At 65.2% G+C, this 23,242-nt stretch carries 17 protein-coding genes and 1 pseudogene; 13 read left to right on the plus strand and 5 right to left on the minus strand.

Features of this window, described 5'->3' with window-relative positions:
* Window positions 1-35: 35 nt before the first annotated feature.
* Window positions 36-254 (plus strand): hypothetical protein, encoded by a 219-nt coding sequence (locus tag E4V01_RS26700; protein WP_371688531.1) that lies wholly within the window; start codon window positions 36-38, stop codon window positions 252-254.
* Window positions 255-299: 45 nt separating this feature from the next.
* Window positions 300-1,304 (plus strand): thioredoxin-disulfide reductase, encoded by a 1,005-nt coding sequence (gene trxB / locus E4V01_RS18530; protein WP_060768792.1) that lies wholly within the window; start codon window positions 300-302, stop codon window positions 1,302-1,304.
* A 248-nt stretch (window positions 1,305-1,552) separates the two neighbouring features.
* Here the strand turns inward: trxB and E4V01_RS18535 are convergent, their stop codons facing one another.
* Window positions 1,553-1,939 (minus strand): AraC family transcriptional regulator, encoded by a 387-nt coding sequence (locus E4V01_RS18535; protein WP_193763228.1) that lies wholly within the window; start codon window positions 1,937-1,939, stop codon window positions 1,553-1,555.
* A gap of 906 nt (window positions 1,940-2,845) precedes the next feature.
* Between E4V01_RS18535 and E4V01_RS18540 the strand changes: the two genes are divergently transcribed.
* The 5 genes from E4V01_RS18540 (at window position 2,846) to aat (ending at window position 6,939) form a co-directional block, all read left to right on the plus strand.
* The gene (locus E4V01_RS18540; protein WP_060772152.1) at window positions 2,846-3,736 is read left to right on the plus strand and encodes a LysR family transcriptional regulator; all 891 of its coding nucleotides are present in this window, start codon (window positions 2,846-2,848) and stop codon (window positions 3,734-3,736) included.
* A 116-nt stretch (window positions 3,737-3,852) separates the two neighbouring features.
* Complete coding sequence (aroQ, locus tag E4V01_RS18545) at window positions 3,853-4,308, plus strand: type II 3-dehydroquinate dehydratase (RefSeq protein ID WP_003598216.1); 456 nt, start codon at window positions 3,853-3,855, stop codon at window positions 4,306-4,308.
* An 18-nt stretch (window positions 4,309-4,326) separates the two neighbouring features.
* On the plus strand, window positions 4,327-4,788 hold the full coding sequence (gene accB, locus E4V01_RS18550) for an acetyl-CoA carboxylase biotin carboxyl carrier protein (protein WP_135299345.1): 462 nt from the start codon (window positions 4,327-4,329) through the stop codon (window positions 4,786-4,788).
* Between the two features lie 10 nt (window positions 4,789-4,798).
* A complete protein-coding gene (accC, locus tag E4V01_RS18555) occupies window positions 4,799-6,166 on the plus strand; it encodes an acetyl-CoA carboxylase biotin carboxylase subunit (RefSeq protein ID WP_003598219.1) in 1,368 nt (455 codons plus the stop codon).
* 98 nt (window positions 6,167-6,264) lie between these two features.
* The gene (gene aat / locus E4V01_RS18560) at window positions 6,265-6,939 is read left to right on the plus strand and encodes a leucyl/phenylalanyl-tRNA--protein transferase (protein ID WP_135299346.1); all 675 of its coding nucleotides are present in this window, start codon (window positions 6,265-6,267) and stop codon (window positions 6,937-6,939) included.
* A 66-nt stretch (window positions 6,940-7,005) separates the two neighbouring features.
* On the opposite strand, the gene E4V01_RS18565 is transcribed toward aat, so the two are convergent.
* Window positions 7,006-7,626, minus strand: coding sequence for a TetR/AcrR family transcriptional regulator (locus tag E4V01_RS18565; protein ID WP_135299347.1), 621 nt, complete (start codon window positions 7,624-7,626; stop codon window positions 7,006-7,008).
* A gap of 47 nt (window positions 7,627-7,673) precedes the next feature.
* Between E4V01_RS18565 and E4V01_RS18570 the strand changes: the two genes are divergently transcribed.
* Window positions 7,674-8,153, plus strand: coding sequence for a monooxygenase family protein (locus E4V01_RS18570; RefSeq protein WP_060768796.1), 480 nt, complete (start codon window positions 7,674-7,676; stop codon window positions 8,151-8,153).
* Between the two features lie 6 nt (window positions 8,154-8,159).
* On the opposite strand, the gene E4V01_RS18575 is transcribed toward E4V01_RS18570, so the two are convergent.
* Together E4V01_RS18575 and E4V01_RS18580 are read right to left on the minus strand one after the other, a co-directional pair.
* Window positions 8,160-8,819 carry a DUF2155 domain-containing protein gene (locus E4V01_RS18575; protein ID WP_135299348.1) on the minus strand — a complete coding sequence of 220 codons (660 nt, stop codon included), beginning with the start codon at window positions 8,817-8,819 and terminating at the stop codon, window positions 8,160-8,162.
* A 177-nt stretch (window positions 8,820-8,996) separates the two neighbouring features.
* Entirely contained in the window at window positions 8,997-9,413 is a 417-nt protein-coding gene (locus E4V01_RS18580) for an NADH:ubiquinone oxidoreductase subunit NDUFA12 (protein ID WP_012752230.1), read from the minus strand.
* Between the two features lie 519 nt (window positions 9,414-9,932).
* Here E4V01_RS18580 and E4V01_RS18585 point away from each other — a divergent pair.
* From E4V01_RS18585 to E4V01_RS26250, 4 genes are all read left to right on the plus strand, one after another.
* Window positions 9,933-13,661 carry a vitamin B12-dependent ribonucleotide reductase gene (locus E4V01_RS18585; RefSeq protein ID WP_060772154.1) on the plus strand — a complete coding sequence of 1,243 codons (3,729 nt, stop codon included), beginning with the start codon at window positions 9,933-9,935 and terminating at the stop codon, window positions 13,659-13,661.
* A gap of 531 nt (window positions 13,662-14,192) precedes the next feature.
* Window positions 14,193-15,278, plus strand: a complete 1,086-nt coding sequence (locus tag E4V01_RS18590; protein WP_245517605.1) for an adenylate/guanylate cyclase domain-containing protein — start codon at window positions 14,193-14,195, stop codon at window positions 15,276-15,278.
* A 218-nt stretch (window positions 15,279-15,496) separates the two neighbouring features.
* Complete coding sequence (locus E4V01_RS18595) at window positions 15,497-16,918, plus strand: adenylate/guanylate cyclase domain-containing protein (RefSeq protein ID WP_245517606.1); 1,422 nt, start codon at window positions 15,497-15,499, stop codon at window positions 16,916-16,918.
* Window positions 16,911-18,734, plus strand: coding sequence for a ThiF family adenylyltransferase (locus E4V01_RS26250; RefSeq protein ID WP_245517607.1), 1,824 nt, complete (start codon window positions 16,911-16,913; stop codon window positions 18,732-18,734). The genes E4V01_RS18595 and E4V01_RS26250 overlap by 8 nt, the downstream gene beginning before the upstream one ends.
* A gap of 327 nt (window positions 18,735-19,061) precedes the next feature.
* Here E4V01_RS26250 and E4V01_RS18610 read toward each other — a convergent pair.
* Window positions 19,062-20,303: pseudogene (locus tag E4V01_RS18610) on the minus strand (ISL3 family transposase); the annotation flags it as partial.
* A 927-nt stretch (window positions 20,304-21,230) separates the two neighbouring features.
* Between E4V01_RS18610 and E4V01_RS18620 the strand changes: the two are divergent.
* Window positions 21,231-23,060 carry a hypothetical protein gene (locus E4V01_RS18620; protein ID WP_135299350.1) on the plus strand — a complete coding sequence of 610 codons (1,830 nt, stop codon included), beginning with the start codon at window positions 21,231-21,233 and terminating at the stop codon, window positions 23,058-23,060.
* Window positions 23,061-23,242: the final 182 nt, after the last annotated feature.

Consider the following 23,242-nt stretch of genomic DNA (forward strand, 5'->3'; position numbering starts at 1 on the left):
CGGCCGCGGCCGGTTGCGGACAGGAGACGGCACCGATGGCGCACACCCATGCGAGGCTCGTGATCATCGGCTCGGGGCCGGCCGGCTACACGGCCGTGATCGACGCCGCCCGCGCCATGGTCGAGCCTCTGCTGATCTCGGGCTTCCAGCCCGTCGGCTTCTCTGAAGCGGGGGAGCCCCGGATGTGTGTGTATCCAAACCTCTGCCCGGCGAACGACGACCGTCCGCGGCCCATGCTTGAAGCTGCAGCTTAGAGCCCGTTCAAGTCCCCTCCGCTCCCTCGTTCGTCCAGGCACGCCATGACCACTCACAAGACCAAGGTCCTCATCATCGGGGCCGGACCGGCCGGCTACACGGCGGGCATCTATGCCGCCCGGGCCAACATGAAGCCCATCATCGTGACGGGCATCCAGCCGGGCGGGCAGCTGACCATCACCACGGACGTGGAGAACTATCCCGGTTTCGCGACCGCCGTTCAGGGGCCTGACCTGATGGAGCAGATGCGCCTGCAGGCCGAGCACGTCGGCACCCGGATCCTTTCCGACACCATCGTGTCGGTCGACCTCTCGAAGCGCCCCTTCGTGGCCGAGGGGGATAGCGGCGACACCTACGTCGCCGACACCCTGATCGCCGCCACGGGCGCCCAGGCCCGCTGGCTCGGCCTGCCGTCCGAGATCGAGTTTAACGGGGCGGGCGTCTCAGCCTGCGCGACCTGCGACGGCTTCTTCTACCGCGGCAAGGAGGTCGTCGTGATCGGCGGCGGCAACACCGCCGTCGAGGAGGCGCTGTACCTGGCCAACCTGGCCTCGAAGGTCACCGTCATCCACAGGCGCGACCGTTTCCGGGCGGAGCCCATCCTTCAGGATCGGCTGTTCGCCCATCCGAAGATCGAGGTCATCTGGAACCATGTGGTCGAGGAGGTCCTCGGCCGGAGGGAGCCGGTGAAGGCCGTCACCGGCGTCCGGTTGCGCGACGCCGACACCGGCGCGACGCGTGACGTTCCGGCCGACGGCATGTTCGTCGCCATCGGGCACGATCCCGCGACGAAGCTCTTCGCCGGACAGCTCGAACTGCTGGAAGGCGGCTACATCAAGATCGTGCCGGGCACGACGCGGACCAACGTCGAGGGGGTCTACGCGGCCGGCGATTGCGCCGAATTCGTCTACCGCCAGGCTGTGGTCGCCGCCGGCATGGGGTGCATGGCGGCGCTTGAGGCCGAGAAGTTCCTGGCCGAGCATTCGCCGGACCCGAAGGTCAGGACCGAGGAGTTGCAGGAACCAGAGATGATCGGAGCCTACGACTAGGCAGGCGGATGCGAGAGCCCAGCATCTGGCGCCAGCACTTCGCTGCGGTGGCGGCTGGGCTTCGAGCCTAAGGAGGTCGAGGCCCTCGCCCGCAAGTGGGGCGAAGGCCAATGCTTCCCCCTAGTCGCGCGAATGCATGAATGGACGGCCTGAGAGCGTCTTTCAGGAATGCCGACTTTGAACGTGGCGGCATCCAGGCGTGCTGGCCGATTGGCCCCCACGCGGATCGTGGCTGTCTCGGATGGTCGCTACCTGGGCCGGCAACGGTACTCCCCCGGGTTCACCCCGGTCCACTTCCGGAACGCGCGGAAGAACGAGCTGGCCTCGGAGAAGCCCGCCGCCTCGGCAACCGCCGCGAGGCTCAGGTCCGTGGTCCGCAGGAGGTGCACCGCTATTTCCTTGCGGACGGTGTCCTTGATCTCCTGGAACGACTGGTCCTCGGCCTCGATCCGTCGGCGCAGGGTCGATGCCGACAGGTCGAACCGTTGCGCGACCTCGTCGAAATCCAGCCAGACGTCGGGGTTTTGCGAGCGCAGCAGGTGCTTGACCCTCGCGACCGCCCCGGCGTCGTTGCGGTATTTGACAAGGATGTTCGCCGGCGCGCGCTGGAGGAAGGCGTCGCGGTCACCGACCACAGCAGGGGCACGCGACACCGGCGCGTGACAATGGCCAGCATCCAGATGTTGACGTCGGTTCGGCCGAGTTTCCACTGGGTGCGATCCAGCGCCAGGCATTTGGACCGGGCCAGATGGAGCATGCGCACCACGAGGGTCGCGACCACCGCCTGATCGAGCCGCACATACTGGAAGAAGCGCTGCAGACGGCGGTACTTTGAAGCGTGCCGCGCCGGCCCGTGACAGTGGCTGGCGATATGGCCGAGGTTGACCGTCCGACGATGGATCAGCCCGGTCATCAGGGCGCCGAGCGTCTCCGGACGCGAGTGGTTCAGGCCCAGATGCGCCGCAAAACTCGCGATCAGGGCGGTGCGGGGAGACAGAGACATGGGGGGATCCTCTTGCCGGAGAATCCTTCAGCCCATCACTTCGCACCGCCCGCCGCGACCCTGTCGTGTACGGTGAGGGAACGGACTCGACGATGCATAAGCTTTTGGAATTATTCAGTTTTATCCGGAAATACGGTGGACAACCGACCACTTTGAATGCGCACAACTTCCAGGCTCAGAAGAGCCCTGCGAAGGCTACGACCGAGTAGGTGCCTGGGCTGCGGGCGTTTCAAGTACTGTTCAAAAGAACGCCCGCTTCGCCATCGTGTCGGACACGGAGACCGACCGGGGACAGGCGCTGTCGAAGCATTCAAGACGTTGTTCGACACGCATTTCCCTGTTGATGGCGGAAATGACGCAACCAAATTGCAAGCTTGTCGTCCTAACCTGAAAGCTGCGGGAGCCGGCAGGTTTCGCGAAGAAGCCTTTCGCCGGGTATGGCAGGGCAACAGACTGGCGTCGTGCAACGCCCGAAGGTCGTGGCCCCCCGTGCGGGCTGACTGCGACGGGCCGACCTCGACGGGCGGGAGTGACGGCCTTGGATTGGGACAAGATCCGGATTTTCCTCAACGTCGCGGAGGCCGGGAGCTTCACGCGGGCGGGCGACGACATCGGCCTCAGCCAGTCGGCGGTGAGCCGGCAGATCAGCGCCCTCGAGCGGGAGTTGAAGGCGCCGCTGTTCCACCGGCACGCTCGCGGGCTGATCCTGACCGAGCAGGGCGACCTGCTGTTTCGCGCCGCACGCGACATGAAGCTCAGGCTGGAGAACACCCGCGCCCGCCTCGTCGAGACGAGCGAGCGCCCCTCCGGCGACCTGCGGGTGACGACGACGGTGGGCTTAGGCACATCCTGGCTGTCGCAGCGTGTCTCGGAATTCCTCGACCTCTATCCGGACGTGCGGATCGAGCTGGTGCTCACCAACGAGGAGCTGGACCTCGCCATGCGCGAGGCCGACATCGCGATCCGTATGCGCCGCCCGGCCCAGCCGGACCTGATCCAGCGGCGGCTGTTCACGGTGCATTATCACGCCTTTGCGAGCCCCGATTACGTCAAACGCTTCGGTGAACCCAAAACCATCGCCGACCTCGACGAGCACCGCCTCGTCTCGTTTGGCGGCAACGAGCCGTCCTATCTGCTCGCGACCCACTATCTCGCCAGCATCGGCCGCGAGGGGGACGAGCGCCGTCCGGTCCACTTCACGGTCAACAACATCACCGCCCTCCACAAGGCGATGGAGGCCGGCGTCGGCGTCGGCATCCTGCCGGACTACGCCGTCGACGGGAACGAGAGCCTCGTTCAGGTGCTGCGCGAGAGCGAGATGCCGACGATGGAGAGTTATCTCGTCTATGCCGAGGAGATGCGCTCGGTGGCCCGCGTCCAGGCCTTCCGCGATTTCCTCGTGAACAAGGCACAACGCTGGACTTATTGAAAGCTTGGCCGGGCAACCGGCCGGCAACCGCCCTTGTCGCGCACCGACGCACTCGTCTAAGACCGCCCCTCCTGCCGGGCGGTTCGCGAAGCCTCCGGCCGAAGCAGCCGGACGGCATGATCGCGATTCACTGCCTCAACGGGCCGAACCTCAATCTCCTGGGCCAGCGCGAGCCCGGCATCTACGGTGCCGCCACGCTCGCCGACATCGAGCAAAACCTGCGGGAGCAGGCGGCCCGCCTCGATATCGCCCTGACCTTCCGTCAGACGAATCACGAGGGCGAACTCGTGACGTTCGTGCAGGAGGCCGGCGCCGCCGGGGCCGGGGTGCTCATCAACGCCGCCGCCTACACGCATACCTCGATCGCGCTTCGCGACGCGATCAAGGGCGCGGGGGTGACGGCGGTGGAGATCCACCTCTCCAACGTCCACGCCCGCGAGGACTTCCGCCACGTCTCGCGGATCGCGCCGGTCTGCGCCGGTTTGATTTCGGGCTTCGGTGCCCACAGTTACGTCCTGGGGCTCGACGCCCTCGCCCATCTCCTGCGTGGACGCACCCCGTCCGCCTCCTGACTTCAGAACTACGAGCCGATGGCCAAGAACGAACCCTTCGATCCCGAACTGGTGCGCGAACTCGCCCGGATGGTCGCCGAGACCGATCTGACCGAGATCGAGGTCGAGAAGGGCGATCTGCGCATCCGCGTCGCCCGAAAGATCGAGACGGTCTCGGTTCAGGTCGCGCCCGCCGCTGCGGCCGCACCGGTCGCGGCGCCGCCCGCCGCTCTGGCGCCGGCACCCGCCAAATCCGGCGCGGGCCATCCCGGCGCCGTGCCGTCGCCCATGGTCGGCACCGCCTACCTACGCCCCTCGCCGGACGCGAAGCCGTTCATCGAGATCGGCACGAAGGTCCAAGCGGGCGACAAGCTGTTGCTGGTCGAGGCCATGAAGACCTTCAACGAAATCGTCGCGCCCCGCGCCGGTACGGTGACCGCGATCTTCATCGAGGATGGGATGCCGGTCGAGTACGGCGAAGCCCTCCTCGTGCTCGAGTAGCCTCCCCGCGATGTTCGACAAGATCCTGATCGCAAACCGCGGCGAGATCGCACTCCGCATCCTGCGGGCGGCGAAGGAGCTCGGTATCGCCACCGTCGCGGTCCACTCGACGGCGGATGCCGACGCCATGCATGTGCGGCTGGCCGACGAGAGCGTCTGCATCGGCCCCCCGGCCGCCCGCGACAGCTACCTCAACATCCCCTCGATCATCGCCGCCTGCGAGATCACCGGGGCGGACGCCGTGCATCCCGGCTACGGCTTCCTGTCGGAGAACGCCCGGTTCGCCGAGGTTCTGGCGCATCACAATATCGGCTTCATCGGCCCCAAGGCCGAGCATATCCGCATCATGGGCGACAAGATCGAGGCCAAGCGCACCGCCAAGCGCCTCGGTATTCCCTGCGTGCCGGGCTCGGAGGGTGGCGTCACCGATCCGGACGAAGCCAAGCGCGTGGCTGCCGAGATCGGCTATCCCGTCCTGGTGAAGGCCGCCTCCGGCGGCGGCGGGCGCGGCATGAAGGTCGCCCGCTCGGAGAGCGAGCTGGAGCAGGCGCTCGACATGGCCCGCACCGAGGCCAAGGCCGCCTTCGGCGACGATGCGGTCTACCTCGAGAAGTACCTGACCAAGCCCCGCCATATCGAGGTGCAGATCCTCGGCGACGGGAAGGGCCACGCGGTGCATCTGGCCGAGCGCGACTGCTCGCTGCAACGCCGCCACCAGAAGGTCTGGGAGGAAGGCGGCTCGCCGGCCCTCAACGAGGCGATGCGCGCCGAGATCGGCGGCATCTGCGCCAACGCCATGCGCGAACTCGGCTATCTCGGCGCCGGCACCATCGAGTTCCTCTACGAGGACGGGCGGTTCTACTTCATCGAGATGAACACCCGCATCCAGGTGGAGCACCCCGTCACCGAGATGATCACCGGAATCGATCTCGTGAACGAGCAGATCCGGGTCGCGGCCGGCGGCGGCCTGTCGGTGGCTCAAGAGGATATCAAGGTCGAGGGCCACGCCATCGAGTGCCGGATCAACGCCGAGCACCCCTCGACCTTCCGGCCCTCGCCGGGGCTGATCACCTATTTCCACCCGCCGGGCGGCCTCGGCGTCCGGGTCGATTCGGCCGCGTTCCAGGGCTACCGAATCCCGTCCAACTACGACTCGCTGATCGGCAAGCTGATCGTGCATGGGCGCACCCGCAACGAGTGCCTGATGCGCCTGCGCCGGGCGCTGGACGAGTTCGTGGTCGATGGAATCGACACCACGCTGCCGCTGTTCCGCACGCTGGTGCGCAACGCCGACGTGCAGAACGGCCTCTACGACATCCACTGGCTCGAAGGCTTCCTGGCCCGCGAGGAGCTGAACGGCGTCGAGACGCGGCGCTGAGAAAGCGGGGCGGGGCGGGGCGGGGCGGGGCCGGTCGGTCCGCCCCTGCTGCCTCCTGACGGCTGGTGTTCGCGCCCGGAGCGCGCGACAACGCTTCGATGCACGACAGGCCGCCCGTGGACATCACGCCCGACATCCTGCTCAAGGCCTATGCCGCCGGGATCTTCCCGATGGCCGAGGATGCGGACGATCCGACGATCTACTGGGTCGAGCCCCGCGCCCGCGGGGTGCTGCCCCTCGACCGCTTCCACGTGCCCAAGCGCCTCGCCCGCACCGTGCGCTCCGACGGGTTCGAGGTCGTCAGCGACCGGGATTTCGATGCGGTGATCGAGGGCTGCGCCGCCCCGCGCCGGGATACCGCCCGCACCTGGATCAACGCCCGCATCCGTGACCTCTACGGCGCGCTGTTCGAACTCGGGCATTGCCACACGATCGAGGTCTACCACGAGGGCCGCCTCGCGGGCGGACTTTACGGCGTCTCGCTCGGGGCGGCCTTCTTCGGCGAGAGCATGTTCCACGAGGTGCGCGACGCCTCGAAGGTCGCTCTGGTCCACCTCGTGGCCCGGCTGCGCTCGGGCGGTTACCGGCTCGCCGACACGCAATTCCTCACAGAGCACCTGAGCCAGTTCGGCGTCGAGGAAATGCCGCGCCACATCTACAAGCGCCAGCTCGCCGCCGCGATCTCCGAGCGGGCCGACTGGGGTCCGCCGGACCGGGTCTTCCGTGGCGCCGAAGCCCTGGCCGCCCTCGGGATCGGGCGCAGCGAGGCATAGGGAGGACATCGGTCCGCTGCCCCGATACCCCGCCAAAGGGATGATCCCTTTGGGATCCCGGCTCTTTCAGTCTGGAATCGGTTCGAGCCGCAGCAGGCGGCTGGCGAGCGCCGCGGCCGCCTGCGGGTCGGTCCGCACGGCCTCACCGAGCAAGCCGTCGATGACGAGCGCGGCGATGCCGTGGACGAGCGCCCAGGATCGCAAGGCTTCGTCGGAAGCGGCTTCCCCCGGCAGCAGCGTCGCAACCCGCTCGGCGAGCACCGCGTAGGCGGCGGCGGAGGCTTCGCACAACGCCTGGGGCCGTGAGCCGCCGGAGCGCGCGCCGCCGAACATCAGGCGAAACAATCCGGGCTGCGCACAGGCAAAGGCGACGTAGGCTGCCCCTTGCGCGTAGAGGGCCTCGCGTCCCGCCCCCTCCCCTCCCCGATCCGCCACCTCCAGCGCCGCGCGCAGCCGCTCGAAGCCGACGATGGCCACCGCCGCAAGCAGGGCGTCCTTGTCGGGAAAGTGCCGGTAGGGCGCCATCGCCGACACACCCGCCCGGCGCGCGGTCTCGCGCAGGCCGAGCGAGGCCGGATCGCCCCCCTCCTCCAGGATCGACAGGCCCGCCGCGACCAGGGCCTCGCGCAAATCGCCGTGGTGGTAGCCGCCCTTGGCCGGGTTCGGCTCGCCCTTCGATGTTGACACTGTAAGCAACGTGCCTATGATTACACCGTAAACATGGGGTTGGTGCCATGCAGACATCGGATAGGCAAGCGACCGCGAATGGCCGCCCCACGCGGGACTCGGTCGATCTCTCGGCCTATCCGGGTCTTGTCGTGGTCTATCTCGGCTTTCGCGTCGGACGGATACGGGGCTTGAAGGCGCTGCTCGGCATCGGGCGCGAGTTGGCCCAGATGCAGCGCGAGCGGCCCGACGGGCTGCTGGCGCACGAGAACCTCGTCTACGGCCTCAACCATATCGGCATGCGGCAGTACTGGCGCGATCTGGAAAGCTTGGAGGCCTTCACCCGCTCGGACCCACACAAGACGTGGTGGCGGGATTTCGGCCGCGATCCGGCCGGCAACGGCTTCTGGCACGAGGCCTACCGGCTCTCGGGCGGGATGGAGGCGATCTATGTCGGCATGCCGCGCCCGATCGGGCTCGCGTCCTTCGCCGCCGCCCGCCAGCCGCTCGGGCCCTTCATGACCTCGCGGCAGCGGCTGGCTTCGTAGAGATGCCTAGCGGAAGATCGCGTCGAAGATCGATTGCGGCTCGCGCGGTGGCGGTGGGGCCGCTGCCGGCCCTTCGTTGTTCGGGAAGAACTTGCGCGAGGGCTTCTGCTTGGGCTGGACCGGCACGCCGCGCGGCCCTTCGACGTCGACCTGACCGTTCTGGTTGATTTGGGCGGACGTCTTGGTCGGGTCCGCGCCCTTCTTCTTCGGCTTGTCCTGGCGCGAGGCGAGCGCGGGCACGTCCTCCTGCTCCTTCGCCTCGGCGATCACGTCGGAGCCGCCCTTACAATCGGTCAGCCACACATCGTAGATCGGGTGCTCGATGGCGTGCAGGCCGGGGCTCGCCGCGAACATCCAGCCGGTGAAGATACGCCGATACTTGCTGTCCAGCGTCACCTCGTCGACCTCGAGGAAGGCCGTGGTCTTCGGCGTCTCGGTGGGCGGGCGCGAGTAGCAGACCCTCGGCGTCATCTGCAGGGCGCCGAACTGCACCGTCTCGTCGATGGCGACCTCGAAGGTCACGATCCGGCCGGTGATCTTGTCGAGGCCGGAGAACACCGCGGTCGGGTTCTTGATCTTGTCGGCGGAGGCCGGCAGCGCGCAGAGCGCCAGGGCGAGCGTGCCGAGCGCGGTCCGGCGCAGGATCGTTGCGGGGATACGGCTCAAGGCGCCCTCTTGAGTCTGGAGCCGGCCATCGCGGTCGGCAAACGGTGCGGCCGTTCCAACACCCCAAGGGTGGTGGAAAAAGGGCGGCCGGGCCGTGATGCTCTTAAGTTCAGCCCGCGCTTCGCGCCGACCGCCCTGCGGCAGATCGCGACCAGCCGGCGCGCGGCATGGCTTCGTCTACTCGGCGGGCGTCCACGGCACGTAGTCGCCGGTCGCGGCCGGCCGCTGGCCCCAGGAGAGTTGCGAGCCCTTCGGCCGGTAGGCCGCCGCCGTGCCGGTGAGGTTCTCCTCGTGGGCCTTCTGCCACTCGCGAGGCTGGTAATCCTCCTCGCTCGGGGCGACGTCGCCGTTGTGGCACAGCCAGGCCCGCCAGCCCGGCGGCACGCGGGACGCGTCGGCATAGCCGTTATAGACGACCCAGCGCCGCTCCGGGCCGACCGAGCGGTCGATCAGCGGGCCCAACGCCTTGTAGTATTTGTTGCCGAGTTCGTCCGAACCGACGAACTGGCCGCTGCGCGCGGTATAGAGCGCGAGCGACATCGTCTGCCCGTTCCACCAGGTGAAGATGCGCAGCAGCGTGTCCTTGAGGGCCATGATTCCTCCGGCGAGCGACGGACCCGCGGTGCCGTCGCCGCGGTCGTTATGGTCGTCACGCGCGTGTGAGTCCAGCACCCCGGGCCGCTGTCGCATTTACGGCACGCTCCCCCTGTCTCGCGCGGCCGTTAACCCTGTCCGACCCTGTCGAAGGCGGTCGAACGCATCGCCTTCCCTGTGGACCGAAAAATTTTCCCGGCGGATTCGATCAAGCCGAAAGGCCACTTAGCGAACCGCCTCGAATATCCACAGATTTATGATGAAGGACACAACATCTAGGGCGGAACACGGGTAGCCGGCACTAGTTATTGACGCAGATGGCCGCTCGGACGTAAGGTCCCGGCATCGCTTCGAACGGTTCGGCGGGGTTTGGGAAGAACCCCGTTTTCGCATGGCGGACAGGCTCCCACGTCGTCTGTGGCGGGGCCCCGAACCGGCCGAGGCACATCCGGCTTTTCATCCATGATCCGCGGCCTGCGCCGCGGCACGGGGTCGCTTGACTCCGAGGGAGAGGGATTCATGCGGTTCGAGCGGCGCTACACGACGGCGGGCCAGTCGCCCTACGCAGCCATCGCCTTCCGCAAGGCTGTGAGCGAGATTCGCAACCCGGACGGCTCGATCGTCTTCCGGCTCGACGGCATTTCCGTGCCGGAGAGCTGGAGCCAGGTCGCCGCCGATGTGCTGGCGCAGAAATATTTCCGCAAGGCCGGCGTTCCGGCCCGCCTGAAGAAGGTGGAGGAGAACAGCGTTCCCTCCTTCCTCTGGCGCGCCGTGCCGGATGAGGCCGCGCTCGCCGAACTGCCGGAGGAGGAGCGCTTCGTCTCCGAGATCTCGGCGACCCAGGTGTTCGACCGGCTCGCCGGCTGCTGGACCTATTGGGGCTGGAAGGGCGGCTACTTCTCGTCCGAGGAAGACGCTGCCGCCTTCATGGACGAGCTGCGCTTCATGCTCGCTCGCCAGATGGTAGCGCCGAACTCGCCGCAATGGTTCAACACCGGCCTGCACTGGGCCTACGGCATCGACGGGCCGAGCCAGGGCCACTTCTACTGCGACCCGAAGACCGGCGTGCTGACGAAGTCGGCCACCGCCTACGAGCACCCGCAGCCGCATGCCTGCTTCATCCAGTCCGTGCAGGACGACCTCGTCAACGAGGGCGGCATCATGGACCTGTGGGTGCGCGAGGCGCGCCTGTTCAAGTACGGCTCGGGCACCGGCTCGAACTTTTCACAGCTGCGTGGGGAGAACGAAAAACTCGGCGGCGGCGGCAAGTCGTCGGGCCTGATGTCCTTCCTCAAGATCGGCGACCGCGCGGCCGGCGCGATCAAGTCGGGCGGCACCACCCGGCGCGCCGCCAAGATGGTGATCGTCGACATCGACCATCCCGACGTCGAGAGCTTCATCGACTGGAAGGTGAAGGAGGAGCAGAAGGTCGCCGCGCTGGTGACCGGCTCCAAGGTCGTCTCCAAGCACCTCACCGCGGTGATGAAGGCCTGCACCCAGTGCGAGGCCGAGGGCGACGCCTGCTTCGACCCCGAGCGCAACCCGGCGCTCAAGCGCGAGATCAAGGCCGCCCGCAAGGCGATGGTGCCCGACGCCTACATCAAGCGCGTGGTGCAGTTCGCCCGCCAGGGCTTCACCAAGATCGACTTCCCCGTCTACGACACCGATTGGGATTCGGAGGCCTATCTCACGGTCGCCGGCCAGAACTCCAACAACTCGGTCTCGCTGACCGACGAGTTCCTGCGCGCGGTGGAAGCGGATGGGCCGTGGAGCCTGACCTCGCGCACCACCGGCAAGGTCGTGAAGACGCCTCAGGCGCGCGACCTGTGGGAGAAGATCGGTGAGGCCGCCTGGGCCTCGGCCGATCCGGGTCTGCACTTCAACACCACGATGAACGACTGGCACACCTGCCCGGAGGGCGGGCGGATCCGGGCCTCGAACCCGTGCTCCGAATACATGTTCCTCGACGACACGGCCTGTAACCTCGCCAGCGCCAACCTGCTGACGATGTACGATCGTGGGGCCAAGCACTTCGACGTCGAGGCGTTCGAGCACCTCAACCGGCTCTGGACCGTGGTGCTCGAAATCTCGGTGATGATGGCGCAGTTTCCGTCCAAGGAGATCGCCGAGCTTTCCTACAAGTACCGCACGCTGGGCCTCGGCTACGCCAATATCGGCGGCCTGCTGATGACCATGGGCCTGCCCTACGACTCCGATAAGGGCCGGGCGCTGGCCGGCGCGCTCACCGCGATCATGACGGGCGTGGCCTACGCCACCTCCGCCGAGATGGCGGCCGAACTCGGCACCTTCGAGGCCTACCCGGACAACGCCGAGCACATGCTGCGGGTGATCCGCAACCATCGCCGTGCGGCGCATGGCGAGGCCGCCGGCTATGAGGGCCTCAACGTCAGCCCCGTACCGCTCGACCACGCCAACATCCCGCAGGCCGATATCGGCGCCCATGCCCGCGCGGCCTGGGACCGGGCGCTGTCGCTCGGCGAGCGGCACGGCTACCGCAACGCGCAGGCCACCGTGATCGCGCCGACCGGCACGATCGGTCTGGTGATGGATTGCGACACCACCGGCATCGAGCCCGACTTCGCCCTGGTGAAGTTCAAGAAGCTCGCCGGCGGCGGCTACTTCAAGATCATCAACCAAGCCGCCCCCGACGCCCTGCGGGCGCTGGGCTACCGCGAGGCCGAGATCGCCGAGATCGAGGCTTACGCCGTCGGCCACGGCTCGATGGGTCAGGCCCCCGCGATCAACCCGGGATCGCTCCGCGCCAAGGGCTTCACCGACGACAAGATCGCGGCGGTGGAAGCCGGCCTGAAGTCGGCCTTCGACATCAAGTTCGTGTTCAACCGCTGGAACCTCGGCGACGACTTCCTCAAGGACACCCTCAAGGTGCCGGCGGAGAAGTTGGCTGATCCCACCTTCGAACTCCTCCCGTTCCTCGGCTTCACTCGCAAGGAAATCGAGGCTGCCAACACCCATGTCTGCGGAGCGATGACGCTGGAGGGCGCGCCCTTTCTCAAGCCCGAGCACTACGCGGTGTTCGATTGCGCCAACCCGTGTGGGCGCACCGGCAAGCGCTACCTCTCGGTCGAGAGCCACATCCAGATGATGGCCGCGGCGCAGCCCTTCATCTCGGGGGCGATCTCCAAGACCATCAACATGCCCAATGACGCCACGGTGGAGGATTGCAAGGCGGCCTACCTGCTGTCCTGGCGCCTCGCGCTCAAGGCGAACGCCCTCTACCGCGACGGCTCCAAGCTCTCGCAGCCGCTCAACTCGGCGCTGATCGCCGACGACGAGGAGGAGGCCGACGAGGCTCTCGAGGCGATCATCCAGGCTCCGGCCGCCGCCAAGGCGACGGCGGCGGCGGAGAAGATCGTCGAGCGCGTGATCGAGCGCATCGAGCGGATCCGCTCGCGCGAGAAGATGCCGGACCGGCGCAAGGGCTATACTCAGAAGGCGGTCGTCGGCGGCCACAAGGTCTACCTGCGCACCGGCGAATACGATGATGGCCGCCTCGGCGAGATCTTCATCGACATGCACAAGGAAGGCGCGACCTTCCGAAGCCTGATGAACAACTTCGCCATCGCGATCTCGCTCGGCCTCCAATACGGCGTTCCGCTGGAGGAATACGTGGAGGCCTTCACCTTCACCCGTTTCGAGCCGGCGGGCTTCGTGCAGGGCAACGACGCGATCAAGAACGCGACGTCGCTGCTCGACTACGTGTTCCGCGAACTGGCGGTCTCGTATCTCGGCCGGACCGATCTCGCCCACGTCAACCCGGCCGAGATCGGCGGCACGGTGCTCGGCGGCGGCGAGGGCGACACGACCCGCGAATCCAAGGCGGCGCCTGCGGCGGCCTCGGTGGTGTCCCGCGGCCTGCTGCGCGGCTCGGCCGACCGGCTCACCCTGATCCAGGGCGGCCCGGCAGGCGCCACGACCGGAATCGGCGCGGCCGCCACAGGCCAGACGGCCCCAGCCGGCGGCACGGTCCACGCCGTGCGGGGCGCGACCGCCCTGAAGGCGGAGCCGCAAAGCGTCGGCAGCATCGAGACGCTGCCCTTCGCCAAGCCGGAACCGAAGGCAGAGCGGAGCATCGCCGACCGCCGGGCCGAAGCGAAGATGAAGGGCTATGTCGGCGAGGCCTGCCCCGAATGTGCGAACTTCACGCTGGTCCGCAATGGCACCTGCCTGAAATGCGACACCTGCGGAAGCACAACAGGGTGTAGCTGATTATGCCGTGTGTGTAACGGAGATGTAGCCTGAGCCAAAAGATGAGCACTGTAGGAGAATAGATGGTTTTCAAGCGCCCCTCCTGCGGCGCGAGGCATAAGATGTTTGGAATTGCTTCTTGGGAGGCTCTGCTTGAGAGGCAAAATTTTTCGAGCCTGCCCTTAGGTTTATTCCCACAGCATGCGCCGATGCAGGAAGCCTGTCGGTCGAAGTACATTCACCTCGACCGACAGGCTTCCGTAGAGCGGGGCGTGTGATGACAGCTTGAGTTCACCTCCATCCAGTCTCCTCTTGAGCAGAGGTGAATAGCTTCGACTGAATAGGTTCCAGGCTGCCATTGGGATGGCAGCCTGGAACGGCGCGGGGAACAAAACGTGAAAGCTTAGCTGTTGCGCCCGGCCGAAGCTGGACGAGCGTCATCGTCGCTCGCGCAGCCTGGGTTTCCAGTGTCGGGCTCAGCCAATCATTGTGGCATCGCAGCCATTACGATTTCTAGGAATAATCATGCAAAACCGTAGCCTTGGAATAAGTATGTTCCTTGAGAAATATTGTCCCGACCCGGCTGTGTTGACAGCGGCCCTCCACGACGAGCTTCGGGTTCAGACGCTCCACGAGGGCCAAGCCCTCTGTTCAGGCAGTGAAGAGGCGGACTGCCTCTGGATCGTCGAGGAGGGACTGCTTCAGGTCATGGCCGGCGGCCCCATCGCCCGCCGCGAACGGGGCGAGATAATCGGCGAGATGGCATTCCTACGGGGCGCGCCCGGCTCCTCACCCGTACGCGGCAACGACGTTGTGGCAGCCTACCGATCCAAGGTGTGGAGGATCGACCGATCGACAATCGACGCACTCGCCGGGGAAACCAGGGCCCTTTGGTACGAGACCGTCGCGCGGGCCCTGGTCGCGAAACTCGACGAGGCGAGCCTGCAGAGGGCGAGCCAGGCGCGGGATCTCAACAGGGGTGACCGGGCTATCGCACGCTTGGTCTGCCCGGAGGGCGTGCAGGCGACCAGCGCCATCCTACTCAATGGCGCGGAGGCCATCCCGCCGGTCAAGAGGATGGCCGTGATCTGGTTCAGCGACCTCTCGGGCTTCTCCGCCCACTCCGAGGGGCGGGACGCCGTCGAGGTGGGAGCCACCCTCCGTCGGCTTACGGACCCGCAGGTGGAGGAGATTCAGCGGTCGAACGGGCAGGTCGATAAGCATATGGGCGATGCGGTGATGGCTTTCTGGCTATGCCCAGACGCCCCTCGCCTCAGTAAGGGCGTTGCCGGAGCCACAAGGGCGGCGCTCGAGGCCGCCCGCCGCGTCCAGGCTGCAGCAGCGGAAGCCTCGGCGCCAGTAGGCATCCGGATCGGCCTGCACCTGGGGGAGGTATCCGTCGGCGACTTCGGTGGCGGCGACCGCATCGCCTTCACCATCGTCGGCCAACCCGTCAACGAGGCGGCGCGATACGAGCAGTTCAAGCCCGACACCCAACAGTCGGGCGGGCGGGTCCGCGTCAGCGACGCGGTCTTCGAACTACTCCCCAATGACGTTCGCGCCTCCTTTCTGCCGAGCCCGGTCGAATTCTTCGACAAGCACCGCAAGCGCTTCGTCGCCTTCCTGTCCTCGAATTAGCCTTAGGTGCCGACATGGCCTGGGATCCGATCCGAAGCCGAAACCGCATCGCGCGGTTCATGACGACCGTACCGCAGTCGGCCATCGACGTGCGAACCTTTGACCAAACGTACCTCTTGCAGCGTGTTCGGGACGCGCAGGCCCGCGGCAAGAGGCTCGGCTTCGATGAGTCGCCTATCTTTGCCGTCCCGCGGAACCGCGCGATTCTCGTCGATGGTGTGCACGTCTACGTCCAGTTGCTCGACTACCACGATCGGCTTCAGGATCAGGGCCGCGAGACCGAAGCCAGCCATAAGCGCGTCCTACAGTTCCTGCACCTCCACTACTCGGCAACCGATAGGGTCGTGGAGGAGTTCGAGGCGCAGCGCGTCGACTACCACGGCCCCCGGCTGCACGCCGTCCTGGTGACGCCCGTCGGGGACGAGCGCCAACGCGTCCTCCGGGCCGTCGCATTCGCAGTGACCTTGAAGGAGACGATTGAGGCCGCCGGCCAGAACATCGGCGGCGCCCGCCTCCAGACCCGGGTCAGGATTGGTATCGACACGGGGCGTGCGGTCGCCGTGAGCAGCGGTCGGGGCGCGGATATGGAGCCGCTCTTCCTAGGCAGCCCGGCCAACCACGCAGCCAAGCTGGCAGAGGGTAACCATCCCGGCATCTATCTCAGCGACCGCGCCCGCGAGGTTCTGGGCGAACCAAGCGTCGGCTGGGCCTCGGAGCGCTCCACCTCGCTCGCGGAGGGCCGTCAATACGGGCTTGCCAACGCGGGCTACGGCCAGGCGTGGTCCGGCCTCGATCCGGCGCCGATCCGGGCACGGGTGCTCGCCGCGGTCCGCGCTCTGCAAACGGACATGGATCTGACCGCGCTCACCTCCTCCGAGGCGACGTTCCGCTTCCACCGCCACGAGCCGCCGCTCAAGACCATCGACTTCGCCGAGTTGATGCCGAGCCGTTCGATCAGGATGGGGCTCGCCTCGGTCTTCGCCGATCTATCCGGCTTCACCGCCTACGTGGACGCGTGCATCAAGGGTCGACGCATCGCCGAGATGACGGCGAACCTGCACGTCATCCGGGGCGAGCTGGCGGCCTGCGCCCGGGACGACTTCGGCGCCAGGAAGGTACGCTTCATCGGCGATTGCCTCCACGGCCTTGTGGCCGTGGGCACGCGGCTGGCGACCGAGCCGGCGAGTACGGTGGACGCCGCCGTCATGCTCTCCGGGGGCCTTCGCTCCTCGTTCAACCTCTGCAAGGCGACGCTGCCCGGCATCCGCGAGATGGGCATCGCAATAGGCTCGGAGTTCGGGGAGACCCCGGTCAGCAGGGTGGGCATCCGGGGCGACAGGAGCGTCCGTTGCGCCACCAGCAAGGCAGTCTCGACCTCCGAGGCCATCCAGTCCGACCTGAACGGACGGCAGACTGCCCTCGGGCCGAATGCACTCGCCAACGCCTCCCCGGCGGTCAGGCGGGCATTCGGGGCCGGACCGGTCTATGACATGGACCACGACCGGGCCGGTTACGTCGTCACGCCGGCCCCTGCCCCGTCGGTGGCGAGGCCGGCGGCGCTCTCGTCCGGCCTGCTGATCTCCCAGGGCGCGGCCGCTGCCGGATCTGTGCGGGAGCGAGGCAGCGGACGCCATGCATGAGGCGTCGATCCGGCGGCATGCGGCTGTCGAGAGGGTTCGCGAGTGCCTCCGGGAACTGCACGGTGTCGACCCGACACCGTTGGGACGAAGGGCCCTCGCCGCATACCACCACCGTTTCCGGATAAAGTCGGGTTGGCGACTGCCCGTCGACTTCGGCGAACCGCATCCACGGCACATCGACGTGCTGATACCCGAGGGTTTCCCGCTCGTACGACCGCAGTTCGGCCTGCTGGAACGGCCGCCGTTCCTCACGTGGCCCCACGTCGAGCGCGATGGCAGTCTGTGCCTACTCGCCAACATGAGCGAATTCGATCCCGACGATCCGGCCGGAGTGGTGGTCCGGCTGCTTGGAAAGAGCTGCACCCTCGTTCGGGACCTTTTGGAAGGGGGCATGGTGGAGAGGGACTTCCTCGATGAGTTCCTCACCTACTGGCGCTACGATCGGAACGCCTCGGACGGACGCCTGACGAGCATCCTGCGGCTAGAGCGGCCGTCACGCGAGATCGCCGTCTGGCAGACCACGGGCATCCGCCTGCTCGGAGACACCGAGGAGCAGGTCACGGGTTGGCTGCGGAACCGTTATGGAGACAAAGTCCTCCGCCCGTCGCGACTGCAAAAGGGCCTACTCGTGTGGCTCGACCGGCCGATGCTGCCGTCCGAGTACCCGAGGACGGCGCGGGACGTGCAGGTCTTGGTGGAGAGGTGTGGCGGCGAGGCACCGCGTCTCCTATCGGACCTCGTCTCCGCGCGGCAGGACAGCATCGTCACGGTCATCGCCGCGGAGGGACGGTTCGGCCCTGGGATTGTGACGGCCTCTATTGCGCCCCCGCGGGGCGCACGCAGCTGCGGCGGCTCGACAGCGCCACTTTACGACGGCTTTCGGCCCTCACGGCTGCCGAGCGGACTGCTGGTACGGCGATACCTTGGCAGCGATCCCGTCGTGCGCGACGAGCCGGCGCGAGCGGATGCCCCTTGGATCCACGGTCGCGGGCACGATCTGCGCACGGAACGGCTGACAGGCGCGACGGTCACGGTCTTGGGCTGTGGATCGGTCGGCGCGCCGGTGGCGGTCGCGCTCGCGCAGGCGGGCGTCGGGCACCTGAATCTTATCGACCATGATGCACTTGATTGGGCCAACGTCGGGCGCCATCCGCTCGGCGCCGCCTGCGTGCGCGGGAACAAGGCGGAAGGGCTGGCTGCGAAGCTGCGGATTGACTACCCGCACGGGAAATTCGATGCCTTCCCGGTCGTCGCGCAGGCGATGTTGGCCGTCGATGAAGGAACGCTCCGGGGAAGTCACCTCATCGTGTCGGCGATGGGGGATTGGCGCGCGGAAAGCCAACTCAATGACTGGCAGTGCCGGCTGGGCAGGCCGATGCCCGTCGTCTACGGCTGGACCGAGGCGCACGCTGTCGCGGGGCATGCGGTGGCCATCACGCCTGGGGGTGGCTGCCTCAGGTGCGGGCTAGATCGGACGGGGGTACCCCATTTCCGGGTGGTGGCTTGGCCCGACGAGCGGGCAGTCGCTTTTGAAGAGCCCGCTTGCGGCGCCCACTATCAGCCGTACGGGCCTGTCGAGCTTGGGTTCGTCACGTCGCTGGTCGCCCAGCTGGCCCTGGACTGCCTCCTGGGGAAGGTGACGCGTCCGTGCCATAGGATTCATGCCGCGCGGCGTGCTTCGCTCACCGAGGCGGGCGGCCGTTGGTCCGACCGGTGGATCGACCAGTACCCCACCATGACCGAGGGTGGAGTGCAGGTCGAGCGGGAATGGTTATCCGGAACCTGCGCGGCGTGCTCGGCATCCAAGATCGCGTGACGGGTATTGAGTAGCTGGTAATGCCGGGCGGGCGACTGTACTGCCGCATCCAGCTTACTTGTCGGACGATGCCGATCGCAACCATGACCATAACAATCTAGACATGGATTACAGCCTTTAGAAGAAGCGTATGATGAGACGCCTCAACGCCGATCCACAGTTTGAGCTCTTCCGGACCGTTCACCCTGCCTGTTCGGATGTCGGCTTGGGAGGTGATTCCGTTGAAACACTTGATGGCTGCCGCGATCACCGTTGGACGGAATGGGCGTTTGTCGTTGGGCTTGTGATCCGCCCCCACTGAAGTGGTTCATCGTCAGGTTTGGTGGATCACGCTGCGAGGAGGAAGCGACGGCGCAGGAAGTCGAGCTTGGCCCGGCCGTACATGGCGCGCTTGAGGAGCTTGAGCCGGTTGACCTGCCCCCCGGCCTGTCCGCTACTCCAGGGCAAGCGGAGGCCGGCAAGAACAGCGGCTCCATCCTGAGCGAGGCTGCTGGCGAAGCTCTCGACCACCCGCACACCGCAGGCTCGGGCATCGCTCAGCCAAGCGTCGAAGGCGGGGGCGATGCCAGGCTCGGCCGGCGCGCTGCCGCAGCGGCTGCGGACGATCCGACAGAATCGTCGGCCGAGGTCAGCGACCTTGGCAGCCTCGTCATCCTGCAGCACGCGTGCGACCGCAGCAGCGGCTTCAGCATCGAGATCGTGCGGCTCGCGCAGGAGTTGCCACGACAACTGCTTCGGTGAGGGTAGCGGCGGCGGTGCGGCGGGCGCCATGGGCAGCGGCGTCTGGAGACGCCGGATCGTGGTCCTGGCCGGGCAGGTGCACCGCTCGGACAGCCAGCGTCTGATCTGCTTGACGGTGCCAGCGAAGCCGCGGGACCGCAACTCGTGCCAGAGCTGCATGGCGTTCTCGCACCCCGCGGCCTGGCGGGCGTGCAGGTGATCTAGATGAGGATCGAGGATGCTGCATCCAGGCCCGCGTCGGCCATGCCGCGGGAAGCGCTCGGCGAAGGCGTATTTGCGCACCGTGGCACGCGCCAAGCCGGTCTCTCGGTTGATCTGGCGGAGCGACTGCCCGCCTGCACGGCGGCGACGGACATCGTCGTAGAGTTCTTCCCACCGACCGACCGCCGCGGCACGGGCGAGCGTTTCGGCGGGTGAACGCGGATAGGCTCTGATGCGCTGGGTCGAGGATGCCGGCGCCGTGATCGGCTGCAACAGCTTCAGGCGTGGGTGGACACGGGCGAGGCAGCGCTCGACCATCTGGCGGGTGTTGAGCAGGAGATGCCAGCGATCGGCGACCTGCACGGCCGCCGGCGCGCCCAGCGTAGTACCGCGGACGTACTCGGTCGAACGATCGCGCGCCACGAGCCGGATCTGCGGCTCGTGGCGGAGACATGCGGCCCATGTCTCGGCCGAGCGGTCGGGTAGCAGGTCGAGAGGTCGTCGGCGTTCGAGATCGACGACGATCGAGCCGTAGGTCCGTCCCTTGCGCAGCGCCCAGTCATCGACGCCGACGACACAGGGTCGAGGCAGCTTCGGCAGCGGCACACTCCAGATCGTCCGCAACACCGGGCTGATACGAGGCGGGCGAGCGCATCATCGAGATCGCCTTGGCGACCGCAGTGTGGCGGCACGGCGGCCTGCCCGTCGTGCCGATCCGGTGGGTGTCATCTACGATCCCGAGGCACGCTTCTCGTCCCAGGCTCTGCACTGATCCGACCCGCGAGCCTGCACAGATCGTGGGGTGGTTCGTGCGGCGCTGGAGCACCGAGGTGACCTTCCAGGAAGTGCGCGCCCATCTCGCTGTCGAGACGCAGCGGCAGTGGTCCAACATGGCAATCGCCCGCACCACGCCCTGCCTGCTCGCCCCGTTTTCCGTTGTCACACTGCTGGTCGCACGGCTCCCGGCCCGCCGACGGCCATGCATCGCAACCGCCGCGTGATACCCCAAACCGCGCCCGACCTTCGCCGATACCTTAGCCGCCGTGCGCTGTGCAATCTAGCGCGAGCGGACTTTGGCGACATCACCGCGCCGACGCGGCCGAACAAAAGCCCGCTTCGCTTTCCCGCGCCCTGGGCCTATGCCCTCTGCCACGCAGCATAAGTGCCCAAAGTCGAGGTTACGACAAAACTGTGCCGCAAGCCCATTTACTGCTGCGATATGTCGCTTGTGCGAACGAGCAGAGCAAGAGGATTAAGCGGCAGTGGCGATTTTGGGTGCGCAGAGATTTGGCAGTATATTCTTCCTGAGTAGCGGGCAATTAAACCGGCGCTCCACCGATATGGCTGTTTCGGACACTCGCCCATGACCACGAGGTAATTGTCGACTGCTCACTCGGCTTCCTCAGACTGTTTCAGACACAATTTCGGCAAGCTGATTAACCAGCGCCGCGAATAAACAATGTAAATTGACAAAAGACAATAAGGAGCAGTTACTGCCTGGGCCCGTGCCGAAGCACGGGCATATCATTCTATCGGGTGGTTGGGGAGGCATCCATGATTGATCTGCCCAAACTTCTGATTGGTATCGAAATACCGTGGTTTCAAAATGCAATAGAGAATTACTGGATTGTCATAGTCGGCGTTTTAGCCCTTTTTTTCTATGGGCGCCATCACTTCAATACACCCAACTATGCTTTGAGCGGTAATATAGATGCGGCCACAAGATCCCTAGTCGCAGACCCATCCATTGCAAAGATTAGCGGCCTTGCTCCGCCGATATATACTACTACGCGATCTCAATATCAGCGACATATGATTAGATATGTTGCAATACTGCAGCTGGCGTTCATGACAATAACTTTCTCCCCAGAACTGGCAAAGTCAGTTTTTCTGTTAGGTGGACCGGCAAAAGCCGAGCCAATTCATGTTCCGGAGGCAGTACGTGAGCGCGCAATTTGGGCATTATTTATACTAACAGGACTTCTCACTTCTTTTCCAGCATTCCGTGAAATCGATGGGTTTCTTCTACGAACACTGCATAAAAGCGCCAATGTTCCGACCGGAGTCGAAAATACCGCTCAATATTTGTTTGAAGCAAAATATAAACCATCCCAGCCGATCGGCGACGATATTTTTGCCGGCATAAGAACACATCACTTCCGTGAAGTCATCGCTGGCCGTGAAGAAGGATCACTTGAGACTTGCTGGTTTGAGCTGCGCTGTATACGCGAAGTCGTCAAAGCGTATGTGCTCAGCAGTCAAAACCCTCTCTTGCAAAGTGTTTTGCAGGCCGACATTGAGGAAGCTGCCAATCGTGTCGATGACATGAGGGATCATTTATTCAGGTACTCAAAACAGCAAGATAGATTGCTGCCAGAGTTTGTAGAAAACATCGACGGCTATTTGATCAGCCATACGGACGAGCCAGACTTGCAAGACCTTTTAGTCCAGAGACGAAAATTTATTGCTGAGGTTAAGGCCTTGAAGTTGCGCTTTTGTAGGCTTTGTTCATTAGCAGTTTTTGCGATCGAGGGAAATTCTGAAAACATAGATCAAAGCTTGAAAAGGCTTGGATTTGGCGTCAAAGTTGTTGAAGCTCCCCGTTGGCATTGGGAATCGATCCTGAAAGTAAGTTTGTCCGCTGCCCTAGCAACTCTAATTCCGAGCTTAGTTTATGGATTATATATCTCGATTACCCACATGCCCGTCCCTGGGCACCTAGAGGTATATGTACCGGCAAACCCGCTTCAAGTACTTATCTGGGTAGTTATGGCGGCCATTATACATACGGTTGCCGTGATTGTCGCCCTCGCAGTAAAACGCTTCTATGCTAGACGTGTCCCCCAGAGAGCCAGCTCTGACAAGATCGATAATATTGTCTGTGCGATTGTGTGCTATATTTCTTGTCTATTCTTCCAGTTAATATTTACTATATACGTCAAGGCTCCCCCTAGTGTTGCTTTCGCCTGGGCTACCCTTCCTGCGGTCACTGGGTATTATGTCGGCAAATACGTAGATAAATCGAAGGCCCGCCGACCTATTTCAAATCTACGCTCAATCAAGCAGTCAGCCATAACCTCTTTTTTTGCCTTATCTGCCAGCGTTGTTACAGAGGTAACTAACTTCAATATCTTTGCCATTGAGGAGGTTGTGCGCTTGTTCATCGTATATTCAATGGCGGTAGGTGGCTTGATTGGTTTCTTCGTTGGTCAGGCTTTTCAGCGTACCTACAGCCACAGCAAATGGACAGAAGATTTGGCAGTTAGGCCGGAGATAATAGAAAGTTCTGGCGCGCGAATTATCGAAGATTTCATAGTTCAAAGATGCGATGTGGACGCCGTTCCCCAAAAAAATATGCCTTTATCCGGAGGCGCAGGAATCTAGGTGCCACCACGCTCGGGGCGGCCCTCGCACGTGTCGAGATCGTCACCCCGCTTCTCCTTCAGACCGCGACCTGGACAGGGCTGCGCCGACAGGATCGGAGCGCGTTCTACGGCTACGCCGTGGCCGAGCGGATCGACAGCTGGCGTCAGGCGAACGAGATCCTCGCGCTCGGCTACCTGTGA

Origin of the sequence: Methylorubrum sp. Q1 (assembly GCF_004683995.1) — a bacterium.
Taxonomy (GTDB): Bacteria; Pseudomonadota; Alphaproteobacteria; order Rhizobiales; family Beijerinckiaceae; genus Methylobacterium.

Coding starts and splice junctions, on each gene's coding strand:
- E4V01_RS26700 (WP_371688531.1), top strand. CDS start 36: ATGGCGCACACCCATGCGAGGCTCGTGATCATCGGCTCGGGGCCGGCC.
- trxB (WP_060768792.1), top strand. CDS start 300: ATGACCACTCACAAGACCAAGGTCCTCATCATCGGGGCCGGACCGGCC.
- aroQ (WP_003598216.1), top strand. CDS start 3,853: ATGATCGCGATTCACTGCCTCAACGGGCCGAACCTCAATCTCCTGGGC.
- accB (WP_135299345.1), top strand. CDS start 4,327: ATGGCCAAGAACGAACCCTTCGATCCCGAACTGGTGCGCGAACTCGCC.
- accC (WP_003598219.1), top strand. CDS start 4,799: ATGTTCGACAAGATCCTGATCGCAAACCGCGGCGAGATCGCACTCCGC.
- aat (WP_135299346.1), top strand. CDS start 6,265: ATGCACGACAGGCCGCCCGTGGACATCACGCCCGACATCCTGCTCAAG.
- E4V01_RS18570 (WP_060768796.1), top strand. CDS start 7,674: ATGCAGACATCGGATAGGCAAGCGACCGCGAATGGCCGCCCCACGCGG.
- E4V01_RS18580 (WP_012752230.1), bottom strand. CDS start 9,413: ATGGCCCTCAAGGACACGCTGCTGCGCATCTTCACCTGGTGGAACGGG.
- E4V01_RS18585 (WP_060772154.1), top strand. CDS start 9,933: ATGCGGTTCGAGCGGCGCTACACGACGGCGGGCCAGTCGCCCTACGCA.
- E4V01_RS18590 (WP_245517605.1), top strand. CDS start 14,193: ATGTTCCTTGAGAAATATTGTCCCGACCCGGCTGTGTTGACAGCGGCC.
- E4V01_RS26250 (WP_245517607.1), top strand. CDS start 16,911: ATGCATGAGGCGTCGATCCGGCGGCATGCGGCTGTCGAGAGGGTTCGC.
- E4V01_RS18620 (WP_135299350.1), top strand. CDS start 21,231: ATGATTGATCTGCCCAAACTTCTGATTGGTATCGAAATACCGTGGTTT.